General features: G+C 42.0%; 11 protein-coding genes. All 11 read right to left on the reverse strand.

The features are described from left to right. Positions 1-399: 399 nt before the first annotated feature. The 11 genes from deoD to Xbud_RS08335 all read right to left on the reverse strand — a co-directional run bounded on the left by deoD (position 400) and on the right by Xbud_RS08335 (position 12281). On the reverse strand, positions 400-1116 hold the full coding sequence (deoD, locus tag Xbud_RS08285; protein ID WP_099135622.1) for a purine-nucleoside phosphorylase: 717 nt from the start codon (positions 1114-1116) through the stop codon (positions 400-402). A gap of 76 nt (positions 1117-1192) precedes the next feature. Further along, the gene (gene deoB / locus Xbud_RS08290; RefSeq protein ID WP_099135623.1) at positions 1193-2416 is read right to left on the reverse strand and encodes a phosphopentomutase; all 1224 of its coding nucleotides are present in this window, start codon (positions 2414-2416) and stop codon (positions 1193-1195) included. Positions 2417-2495: 79 nt separating this feature from the next. Beyond that, positions 2496-3878 (reverse strand): thymidine phosphorylase, encoded by a 1383-nt coding sequence (gene deoA, locus Xbud_RS08295; protein ID WP_099135624.1) that lies wholly within the window; start codon positions 3876-3878, stop codon positions 2496-2498. Between the two features lie 133 nt (positions 3879-4011). Then, positions 4012-4791, reverse strand: a complete 780-nt coding sequence (gene deoC / locus Xbud_RS08300; protein WP_099135625.1) for a deoxyribose-phosphate aldolase — start codon at positions 4789-4791, stop codon at positions 4012-4014. A gap of 392 nt (positions 4792-5183) precedes the next feature. Next, a complete protein-coding gene (locus Xbud_RS08305; protein ID WP_209028684.1) occupies positions 5184-6449 on the reverse strand; it encodes a NupC/NupG family nucleoside CNT transporter in 1266 nt (421 codons plus the stop codon). Between the two features lie 340 nt (positions 6450-6789). Beyond that, a complete protein-coding gene (locus tag Xbud_RS08310) occupies positions 6790-7560 on the reverse strand; it encodes a TatD family hydrolase (RefSeq protein WP_099135627.1) in 771 nt (256 codons plus the stop codon). Beyond that, positions 7561-8676, reverse strand: a complete 1116-nt coding sequence (locus tag Xbud_RS08315; protein ID WP_099135628.1) for a patatin-like phospholipase family protein — start codon at positions 8674-8676, stop codon at positions 7561-7563. A 370-nt stretch (positions 8677-9046) separates the two neighbouring features. Then, on the reverse strand, positions 9047-9505 hold the full coding sequence (locus Xbud_RS08320; RefSeq protein ID WP_099135629.1) for a BON domain-containing protein: 459 nt from the start codon (positions 9503-9505) through the stop codon (positions 9047-9049). Positions 9506-9702: 197 nt separating this feature from the next. After that, positions 9703-11292 (reverse strand): peptide chain release factor 3, encoded by a 1590-nt coding sequence (gene prfC, locus Xbud_RS08325; protein ID WP_099135630.1) that lies wholly within the window; start codon positions 11290-11292, stop codon positions 9703-9705. 160 nt (positions 11293-11452) lie between these two features. Continuing rightward, positions 11453-11902 carry a ribosomal protein S18-alanine N-acetyltransferase gene (rimI, locus tag Xbud_RS08330; RefSeq protein ID WP_099135631.1) on the reverse strand — a complete coding sequence of 150 codons (450 nt, stop codon included), beginning with the start codon at positions 11900-11902 and terminating at the stop codon, positions 11453-11455. Next, positions 11871-12281, reverse strand: coding sequence for a DNA polymerase III subunit psi (locus Xbud_RS08335; protein ID WP_099135632.1), 411 nt, complete (start codon positions 12279-12281; stop codon positions 11871-11873). The genes rimI and Xbud_RS08335 overlap by 32 nt, the downstream gene beginning before the upstream one ends. Positions 12282-12344 lie beyond the last annotated feature (63 nt).

Below are 12344 nucleotides of genomic sequence, written 5' to 3' on the forward strand. Positions count from 1 at the left end.
TCTTAGTTTGTGTGTTTTTATTGAGCAACTTTATCTTTCCGAAAAAATAGTTATATAATTATATCAAGATAATTATTAAATATAGTTTTTACTATTGTCTTTATGGCTTATATCAAAATAAAAACAAACCATTTATCCAATCCATACAATTAACAAGCTAATTATAATATAATTAAATCATTATTTTTTATTTAACAGATTTATTTTTTGTTAAATTAATTTTTCCATTCTTTTTACAGGTAAATTAATGTGAAATGAAATGGCAACTGAATAAATAGATGAGAATCATTTTTAACCGATCTGTTCAAATAATGTATTAATTTGAGCAACAAAAAAGCTCTCCCCATTATTGAGAAGAGCTTTTATTTTTAATCAGGAGATAAAATTACTTAGGCTTTTTTAATTATCACCCAACAAAATAGACTCAAGTGCAATTTCAATCATGTCATTAAACGTTGTCTGACGCTCTTCAGCGGTAGTTTTCTCACCTGTGCGAATATGGTCAGAAACAGTACAGATCGCCAGTGCTTTTGCACCAAATTCGGCTGCAACACCGTAAATACCTGCTGCTTCCATTTCAATACCCAAAATACCATATTTTTCCATTATATCAAACATTTGTAGGTCAGGGGTATAAAACAGATCTATAGAGAAAAGATTGCCAACACGTGCGTTGATATTTTTCGCTTTAGCTGCATCAACCGCATTACGAACCAAATCAAAATCGGCGATTGCCGCGAAGTCATGATCTTTAAAACGCACACGGTTGACTTTGGAATCAGTGCAAGCCCCCATACCAATCACAACATCACGAATTTTAATGTCTTCACTCACTGCGCCACAGGAGCCAATGCGAATAATCTTTTTGACACCAAATTCGGTGATCAATTCTTTCACATAAATGGAACAGGATGGAATGCCCATTCCGTGTCCCATCACTGAAATGCGACGGCCTTTGTAAGTACCAGTGAAACCCAGCATACCACGGACATCGTTAACCTGACGGGCATCTTCTAAAAAGGTTTCCGCAATATATTTTGCACGTAGTGGATCACCTGGCATCAGAACAACATCAGCAAAATCGCCCATCTCAGCATTAATATGTGGAGTAGCCATAAATCTATTCCTTGTTTTTATTACGTAGTTAAAAATAGGTAAATATCGAGGCAGCCAATAGCTGCCCCCAGAAAAATCAGAACATCGCTTTACCATAGTCCATTGGTGTCAGGTCGAAATATTTCGCCACTGTCTGACCAATGTCAGCAAATGTTTCACGATGCCCCAATGAGCCAGGTTTCACTTTTGGCCCATAAACCAGCACTGGAATATGCTCACGAGTATGATCTGTGCCTGGCCAGGTCGGGTCACAACCATGGTCAGCCGTCAGGATCAGAATGTCATCTTCTTTAACCTGCTTCAGCATTTCCGGCAAGCGGCGGTCGAATAGTTCAAGCGCTGCCGCATAACCTGCCACATCACGGCGATGACCATAAGATGAGTCAAAATCAACAAAATTGGTAAACACAATTGTGTTATCCCCGGCCTGTTCCATTTCAACCAATGAAGCATCAAACAAAGCATCAATCCCTGTTGCCTTGACTTTTTTGGTAATACCAACATTAGCGTAAATATCCGCTATCTTGCCAATGGAAACCACTTCGCCCTGTTTCTCATCAACCAGTTTCTTCAGAATGGTTGGGGCAGGAGGCTCAACCGCCAAATCATGGCGATTACCGGTACGTTGGAAATCACCCGCTTTATCACCCACAAACGGACGAGCAATAACACGACCGATGTTATAACCGCCAATATTCAGCTCTTCACGGGCGATCTCACATAATTCATACAGTTTATCCAAACCGAATGTTTCTTCATGGCAGGCAATCTGGAAAACGGAATCCGCAGAGGTATAGAAAATCGGCTTGCCGGTTTCCATGTGCTCTTCTCCCAGTTTGTCCAGAATAACTGTACCGGAAGAGTGGCAATTGCCCAAATACCCTGGGAGATTAGCGCGCTCAACCAATTTATCCAGCAATTCCTGCGGAAAGCTGTTTTCTAAGTCCTGAAAATAACCCCAGTCGAACAAAACCGGAACACCAGCAATTTCCCAATGACCTGATGGCGTGTCTTTACCAGAAGAAAGTTCACTTGCATAGCCATAGGCACCAATAATGTCGGCATCTTTGTCTAAACCAATCGGGAAAGTTCCGCTGGACTCTTCTGCCGCTTTACCCAGCCCCAAGCGGCTCAAATTGGGCAACTTCAATAATCCCTGACGACCGATATCAGCTTCACCACAGGCACATTGCTCCGCAATATGTCCTAAAGTGTTAGATCCTTTGTCACCAAATCTGTCTGCATCTGCACTCGCACCAATGCCAAAGGAATCCAATACCATGATGAATGTACGTTTCATAATTTTCTCCTGCGTCAATTCACGCTATCAATGCGGAAACTGCCAGCTATTAAAATCTATTTTCAGTGCTTATGTTGGTTTATCCACTGATATGACGATAAACCATCTGTGTGGTGACTTTCGTTTCTACATTTGATTCCGCTGCCAAAACATTCGTCTGTTGTAAAGCTTTCTGTTGTAGAACAAGCGACTTACGCACAGTCTCCGCCGCTGTATGCCACTCATCTTCACTATTGGCATGGATCGTCATCAGAGGGGTATCTGTGTTGACTTCTGAACCAAGTGCAATAATACCACTCAGTCCCACACTGTAATTAATCGTATCCGTAGCCTTACGACGGCCACCTCCTAACGCCACCACGGCCATACCTAATGCCCGGGTATCCATCTCTGTCACAATGCATTGTTTTTCAATAACACGCTTTTCAGCAAATACAGGTCTGCTGAAAGAGGCCGTCGGCAAATAATGAGTATAGTTTTCAACAAAATCGACCGGCCCTTTTTGGGCAGCAACCATACGTCCAAAAACTTCTGCTGCTTTACCACTGTCGAGAACTGTCTGTAACTTACGATATGCAGTATCACGGTCTTCTGCCAATTTACCTGATACCAGCATTTCAGCAGCCAATGCCATAGTGACTTCAAATAACCGGGGATTACGGTATTCTCCCGTCAGAAACTGAACCGCTTCACGTACTTCCAGTGCATTACCCGCACTGGATGCCAGCACCTGATTCATATCGGTTAACAATGCGGTTGTTTTGCAACCCGCACCATTAGCTACCGCAACGATGGATTCCGCCAGTTGTTCCGATTGCTCATAAGTCGGCATAAATGCCCCGGAACCTACTTTCACATCCATGACCAAGGCATCCAATCCCTCAGCCAATTTTTTGCCCAGAATAGAGGCGGTAATCAGCGGAATAGCGTCAACAGTAGCAGTAATATCACGTGTTGCATAAAAACGCTTATCCGCAGGTGCCAATGAATGAGTCTGACCGATAATCGCAATGCCAACATCCCGGATAATGTCACGGAAACGATGTTCATCAGGGAAGATGTCAAAACCGGGGATGGATTCTAATTTATCCAACGTTCCTCCGGTATGCCCCAGTCCGCGCCCTGAGATCATCGGGACATAACCTCCACATGCTGCTACCATCGGCCCTAACATCAGGGATGTTACATCACCAACCCCGCCCGTCGAATGTTTATCAACAACCGGGCCATGCAAATTCAATTTATTCCAATCCAGAACTGTACCGGAATCACGTACTGCCAATGTTAAAGCAATACGTTCCTCCATCGTCATATCACGGAAATAGATGGTCATTGCTAATGCGGCGATTTGCCCTTCGGATACCGTGTTATCACACACTCCGTTAATAAAGAAACGGATTTCTTCTTCGCTCAGTGGATAACCATCTCGTTTTTTGCGAATAATTTCCTGTGCCAAAAACAAAGCTACCTCCCAATCATCATTATTATCTGAAAAGAATGGCAGTAATGCACCTTATCTTAGCAAACCTTCAATATGTCGTTATTGATCTCAATAACGACTGTTTTCAATAAATGATGGTTCTAAATAACGGTTTTCAGTAACTACTGCTTTGCTTTTGCCCCTGGTGCCCTAACGTTGTCAATAAGCTTCCCAATAAACTGGAAGCACCAAAACGGAAATGGCGGGAATCTACCCATTTATCACCCATGATCCGATCTGCCAGAGCCAGATATTGTGCTGCTTCTTCTGCAGTACGCACACCGCCCGCAGGTTTAAATCCAATAGTATCACCTACCCTCATATCACGGATGACACTGAGCATGATCTCTGCACTTTCCAGTGTCGCATTCACGGGTACTTTTCCGGTTGAAGTTTTAATAAAATCTGCTCCCGCTTTAATTGATATTTCAGATGCTTTGCGGATCAGATCAGCTTCTTTCAGTTCGCCGGTTTCAATAATAACTTTCAGCCAAACACCTACTTCAGCGCAGGCATCCTTGCAGGCCTTAACCAAGTCAAAACCAATTTGTTCGTTACCCGCCATCAATGCACGATAAGGGAAAACAACGTCCACTTCATCTGCACCATAAGCAATGGCTGCACGGGTTTCCGCTAGTGCGATATCAATATCATCATTACCATGTGGGAAATTGGTAACAGTGGCAATACGAATGTCAGGTGTTCCTTGTTCACGTAATATTTTACGTGCAACCGGAATAAAACGTGGGTAGATACAGATGGCTGCGGTATGCCCTGCCGGACTATTCGCCTGATAACAAAGTGCCATCACTTTCTCATCAGTATCATCATCATTGAGTGTTGTTAAATCCATCAAACTCAGCGCACGCTGAGCAGCTGCGGTTAAATCGGTCATAGAACTCTCCAACGGTATTATTGTGGCTCAATCAGTTCACACATTCTTTAAACGCTTATGTTGGCGAGCGGACTTGGTTCCTTGAAGATGTTGCGATGATTATATTCCCCCGCAACAACAGAGTTCCTTCTCTCCGCACATATTTCTTTAGTTTGTACTGCCCCCGACAGGCATCAGCTTAATCCATGAAATCTTAGAACATCATTATTTGAACATGTCAACACACAATAATGAGTGTTTAAAATCACATTAATTGGATAAGAATTGCAACGATAATCATTTCATTGTGAAATTAATCACAATTATTAGCCTTAAGAAAAATAAAATGCAGGTGAGATCAACTCACCTGCATCCAATTTAGTATACGTTTCCTAATCAGATTTCTCTAATTATTATAGAGAAAAGAAGAATCCGGCGATTGTGGCACTCATCAGGTTAGAGAGTGAGCCAGCCAATACGGCTTTCAGACCAAAACGCGCAATGTCACCACGGCGGTTTGGCGCCATACCACCCAGACCACCGAGTAGAACGGCAACAGAAGACAAATTAGCAAAGCCACACAGTGCGAAAGAAATAATCGCTTTGGTGTGATCAGAAAGTACCTGCAAACCCGCTGCTTTAACTACGTCATCTGGTTTCAGATATTCACCAAAGTTCATGAATGCGACGAATTCATTAACAACCAATTTCTGTCCAATGAAAGAACCCGCAACTGTTGCTTCATGCCACGGTATACCAATCAGATAAGCAATTGGCGCAAACACCCAGCCCAGAACCAGTTCCATCGACAATTGAGGATAACTGAACCAACCACCGATGCCACCTAGCATACCATTCAACAAAGCAATCAATGCAGTAAATGCCAACAACATTGCACCTACATTCAGAGCTAACTGCATACCGGATGCCGCACCAGATGCCGCCGCATCGATAATATTAGCCGGACGCTCTTCAGCAGTAACCAGAGACATTGCATCAACAGTATCGTGTGTTTTTTCAGTTTCTGGCACCATCAGTTTTGCAAACAAGAGGCCACCCGGTGCTGCCATGAATGAAGCTGCGATCAGGTATTCCAATGGAACGCCCATGGATGCGTAGCCTGCCAATACAGAGCCTGCTACAGAAGCCAGACCACCACACATAACAGCAAATAGTTCAGATTGAGTCATGGTCGCGATATAAGGACGAACAACCAGAGGGGCTTCAGTCTGACCTACGAAAATATTCGCTGTTGCGGACAGAGACTCTGTACGTGATGTTCCCAACAATTTTTGCAAACCACCACCAAGAACTTTGATGATAAACTGCATAACGCCGATGTAATACAGAACTGCAATCAGAGAAGAGAAGAAAACAATGACCGGCAGAACACGCAGAGCAAAAATAAAGCCGCCGCCGCCGAACAGTTCAAACATTTTGTCAGAAACCAATCCACCAAAGATAAAATCAGTTCCCTTCTGACCATATCCGATTACATTGGAAACACCTTTTGACATTCCGCCCAGAATGTCTTTACCTGCCGGCACATAAAGTACAAATGCCCCAATAGCTACCTGAATAAGAAAGGCGCCGAGGACAGTACGGATTTTAATAGCTCGGTAATTACTGGAGAAAAGTACTGCGATAAAAATCAGCACTACCATCCCTATCAGGCTCATAATGAGTTGCATTGGAAGAGTCCCTGTTCACTAATTGAATTAAAAATATGTCAGTTATTTTGTGAGTTCCTACTGACACTGTGTGTGGGGGCGATTATACCTAGTAGTAAAAAAGAACAAGCAACTAACATCACAAATTAATACAGCAAAAAGTAATATAAAAACAGAAAATGAGATCTACATCACATATGACCATGCTATTTACAAGGATTTAGATAATTTTGTGGAAAAAAAGGGAGAAATAAGAAGATAATGCCAGTTAAATATTATTAATGTTTATTTAAGACGGAAGACCGCTTTTTACCTGACAAAAAATTACCTGATTTTTACTCAAAAGAAACTAGCTTAATGCAAACAATGTCATGCTATTTTGATAAATTTGGTGGGAAATTTCATCCGTAGACTCAGGACGCAATTCACACAATGCAGAAAAAACCTGAGCAACTCTTTCTGGTCGGTTTGGTTGCCCCTGAAACCCTGATAATGGCATATCAGGTGCATCCGTTTCTAACACAAGAGATGACAGCGGTAATCGTGCAATCGTATCACGCGTCTTTTTTGCTCTCTCATAAGTAATAGTTCCACCAACACCAATGTAAAAACCCAAACGAATAAAAGCCTGTGCCTGAGACAAGCTTCCGGCAAAGCCATGGATCACCCCGGTACGTGGCACACTGTGTTTTCGTAACATTGCTGCCAATTGATCGTGACTTTTGCGGGAGTGAAGTATCACAGGCAATTCATACTTCCTGGCCAGCATGAGCTGCGCTGCCAATAGGCTTTTTTGCTTCTCAAACTGAGGTTCCGGCATATAAAGATCAAGCCCGATTTCACCTACCGCTACACAGTTAGACTGCTTTTCCTTGAGTTTCTGCTCCAGTTCATCCAGATGCATGTCATGATGTTCATTGATATACAAAGGATGTAACCCAAACGCAGCATGAATTGAATCATGGGTAGCGGCCAGATCGGCAACACGTTGAAAATTCACCTGACTGACTGACGGGACAATGATTTTTTCTACCCCTGTTTGTCTGGCACGTTCTAAACTTGCTGTTTCATCGTCAACAAAAGGGAAAAAATCAAAATGGCAATGTGTATCGATAAACATTTACTTATCCATCATGGTAATACCCGTCAGTGGAGTCGGGGTAATATCATTCACCTCAGTTCCCTCAATCTCCGGGCTATTCATATTGTCCAAAAAGCCATTGTGCCTGAAACCATTACGGTTCATTTCATCATGATTTAAGCCATTGCGACAAACACCATAACTTTTACGTTCTGCTAACCCGAATTTACCTCCGACAAAAGTATGTCCAATAGTTGCCAGAAAATACCGCCCACAGCGCCGCCCCAAGTAATAATCCTTATCCAATGCACTAATCCTGCTTCCCAGTGCCATTGTAGCCAATGGTGCTGGTGGATAAATTTCGAATACCTGCACATCATCCGGCGGATTTTCAATAAATTGCTGTGTCCGATAGTAGCTTTTAGCATGCAGCTTCAACATCTGAATCATCTTTTGTGAGCTACTGCTTTCCAGCCAGCGCTCTATTCGTTTAATCCACTGTGGCGTGTAATAAAGCTGTGAAGGCACTGTTCTGACCACCACAATGGTATCTGCACCACGGCGATAAGCCTCTTCTACTGGGATAGCATCACAAATGCCACCATCCTGATAAACAATACCATCAAGTGTCACGCCATTGCGATAAAAACCAGGTATAGCGCTGGAAGCCTTTATAATCTCCATCCAATTATTTTCATCAGGATGAAAATAATTGGCTTCAAAATCATCCACTCGACAGGCACACATATAGAATTCACGCCCTGCATCAAAATGTCGCATCGCAATAGGAATATTCAAGGGTGATTTTTCAGAAACGATATCAATATACCAATCCAGATCGATTAGATGCCCACCCCGGACAAAGCGCAACAGATTAAAAAAGGTAGTATTAGTTGTGTAATTTTTAATTACCTTACGGGCATATCCTCTCTGACCACAGATATAAGCAGAAAGGTTCTGCGCTCCAGCGGAAGTGCCAAGAAACAATTCGAACGGGTTAAAATCAAGCCGGAGAAATTCATCCAACACACCTGCGGTAAAAATTCCTCGTTGCCCACCACCTTCACAGACAAGTGCAATTTTTCCCGGCTTGATCCGTGATGTATAAGTTAACGGCTCTATATTACCCAGCGTAATCGGAATATGTTTCCCCATAATCCCCCCTATAAAGTCAATGCCAGTTTCAAAATACAATTTGAGTTATACTCTCCGTTTTTCAAGTTGCCTCTTTGTTGTTGGCTGCGATGCCCCTTGACATCCATTGGGTATATGACTGTCTATCAGTATATAGTTATGCAAACAAAGTGCTCGTAAAAAACAGTGTGCTTGTAAAAAACGATGTATTTATGAGAATTGCATTAAATAATGAAGATTAATTCACTAACAGGCAAGCATTTGCTTACTCTCTGAATAGACTGCACATATCATGCTCTTGAAAAGATAATCGCTTAATCAGGTTGGGTTTTATTTGGAGAATAGAAACAAAAAGAGTGGCCTATTATCTGCCACTCCATCAAAATACTTTTTATTTTCTGATAGTTAACGTACTATTTACGAATTTTACACCATCGACTTGATGGGCAATTCTAATCACCCGTTTAACCTGCTCTTCATTTTTGACAAAACCGGAAAGATAAACTACGCCTTTTTCCGTTTTCACTGAAATATCGTTACTATTAATCCCTTTATATTCCAGTAACTTTTCTTTTATTTTGGCAGTAATAACACTATCATCAAAAGAACCACCTAATTTTTTCAGTGAGTTATCAATTTTTTCCTCTGCATTCTTGATTGAAGAATCAATTTTTTGGCCCGTATTCTCTAACGCTTTATCTTCTAATATTTTATTTTCTAAAGAATTACCTTCTATAGTATTGCCTGAAGATGTTTCTGCGGCTGATACGCTGCCATTTATTAATACCGAGCCTAAAACCGAACCTAAAACAACGGCCAAGAGTGAGTGTGTGAACTTTAATTTTTTCATCCTACTACCTTCCCTTAACTAAGCCAAATTGTTAAAAGATGATATATCATCAAATTATGGGGATGAAATGGACTTTACAATAAATAACGTATATTTTCTAAGCCAGAAAATTATGCTTTAAATAAAGCATAACCAATATATTTAGAATGGAGTAACAAATTAAAAAGAGCCAACTACTTGTTGGCCCCGAAAAAATATTAGTGTTCCCGCGTCTTACGGAAAACAATATCAGGATAACGTTCACTGGTCAGATTTAAATTAACCATGGTTGGTGCAATGTAAGTCAGGTTATCGCCACCATCAAGTGCCAGATTTTGCTCACTCTTGCGTTTGAACTCTTCTAGTTTCTTGACATCATTACATTCTACCCAACGTGCAGTAGAAACGTTGACAGGTTCATACAGCGCTTCAACGTTATATTCACTCTTCAAACGAGCAACAACGACATCAAACTGAAGTACCCCCACTGCCCCAACGATCAGATCATTATTGGTTAATGGGCGAAATACCTGTACGGCTCCCTCTTCTGATAACTGAACGAGACCTTTCAACAATTGTTTTTGTTTCAGCGGATCACGCAACCGGATACGACGGAACAATTCAGGGGCAAAATTTGGAATGCCTGTGAATTTCAGCTCTTCACCTTGAGTGAAGGTATCACCAATCTGAATCGTGCCATGATTGTGCAGGCCAATAATGTCTCCCGGATACGCATCTTCAACATGGGAACGATCTCCGGCCATAAAGGTCAGTGCATCCGAGATAACCACATCTTTTTTGGTGCGCACCTGACGCAGTTTCATACCTTTTTCGTATTTACCAGAAACAATACGCAAAAACGCCACACGGTCACGGTGTTTCGGATCCATATTGGCCTGAATTTTGAAAACAAAACCCGTGAATTTTTCTTCTTTTGCAGTGACTTCACGTGCATCAGTCTGACGAAGCATTGGCATCGGTGCCCATTTAACAAGGCCATCCAACATGTGATCAACACCAAAATTACCGAGTGCAGTGCCGAAAAATACCGGGGTTAATTCACCTTGTAAGAAGGCATCCAGATCGAACTCGTGTGATGCACCTTTGACCAGTTCTAGCTCTTCACGTAACTGATTAGCCAGATCCTCACCAACTGCCGCATCCAACTCAGGGTTATCCAACCCTTTAATAGCCCGGACTTCCTGAATCGTATGCCCCTGACCGGATTGATACAGATAAATTTCATCCTGATAAAGATGATAAACCCCTTTAAATGATTTACCACAGCCGATCGGCCATGTGATCGGGCTACAGGCGATATTCAACTCGTTTTCAACTTCATCCATCAATTCCATCGGATCGCGGATATCACGGTCGAGTTTATTCATGAATGTCAGGATCGGCGTATCACGCAGGCGGGTAACTTCCATCAGTTTACGGGTACGATCCTCAACACCTTTCGCAGCGTCAATTACCATCAAACAACAGTCAACCGCAGTCAGAGTACGGTAAGTATCTTCGGAGAAATCCTCATGCCCGGGAGTATCCAGTAAGTTAACCAGATAATCACTATAAGGGAACTGCATTACCGAAGTGGTAATGGAGATACCACGTTGCTTTTCCATCTCCATCCAGTCTGATTTAGCGTGCTGATTGGAACCCCGGCCTTTTACCGTCCCCGCTTTTTGAATCGCCTGTCCAAACAGCAATACCTTTTCAGTAATAGTCGTTTTACCCGCATCGGGGTGAGAAATTATTGCAAAGGTTCTTCGCTTGGCGACTTCTTGCAAGAATGAGGAATTTGACATTAATTGAAATCTTCCAGTCTACGCGCGGATAGCTACCGTTTGTGAAGCACAGAATAACGCTTCACCTTCGGATCCGGCATGTTAATCGTGATTGGCGCTTATTTTCTCTGAACTTGGCATTATAGACAACCAATGATGTTCAAGATGGTATAAAACTTCGTTACTCTCCAAATAATGGCAACGCCATAATGATTGCGTCTTCTTTTCCTGTCGCGGTTGGGTAATAGTTTTTGCGAATAGAAACCTCGTTAAATCCCAAATCTTCATACAAACGAATTGCCGACCTGTTTGAACGTCGTACTTCAAGCCACAGTGTATTAATCTGTTTTTGAGGCAATACATCGATCAAGTATTTCAGCAATGTTTTCCCATGCCCCTGAGATTGATACTCAGGATGAATAGCAATATTAAAGAGTGTCGCTTCATCCAAAACACACTGCACTATTACAAAACCAATCATCTGGTCATTAAGCGCGATTTTGTAATTGAGATAACGTTCTCCCTGATTAGAGTAAAAAGTTTTTTCACTCCAGGGAAAAGCATGGCTGGCCTGTTCTATTTGAAATGCAACGGGAAGATCAACGGGAGTTAATAGAGAAATATTCTTCATAATGGTAAATTTGTTGCCAAAGAGCGCGTTTTGCATCCCCATCAAGGGATAAATCATTTAATGCAGGGCTTCTCAAAGAAATCCCTTGTATTGATAAGGTAATATCAACCCCCAACAGCCAGCATGGGCAATGTATTGATTCCGAAAGTAACTCAACGTCTTTTGTCGTGATGCAATAAACTGATGAGACATTAATCCCCATGGCTGTGAAAATATCAGCAAATAATGAATGATTTAAGTCAGTGTGATCATGGCTAATGATCAACAGACGGGTTGAGTCAGGGATGAGGACAGATAATTCACCTCGCAGGGTCGCAGGGCTACGCAAAACCCATTGGATGATGCCTAATCGAGTCAGTGATCTGTCACGCTTTGTCATCGTGTTTTATTCCATCAGCCATAAAAAATAACAGGTAATATATACCTAATAGATTTCAAGTTG

The sequence above is a fragment of the Xenorhabdus budapestensis genome (assembly GCF_002632465.1).
Classification (GTDB): Bacteria; Pseudomonadota; Gammaproteobacteria; order Enterobacterales; family Enterobacteriaceae; genus Xenorhabdus; species Xenorhabdus budapestensis.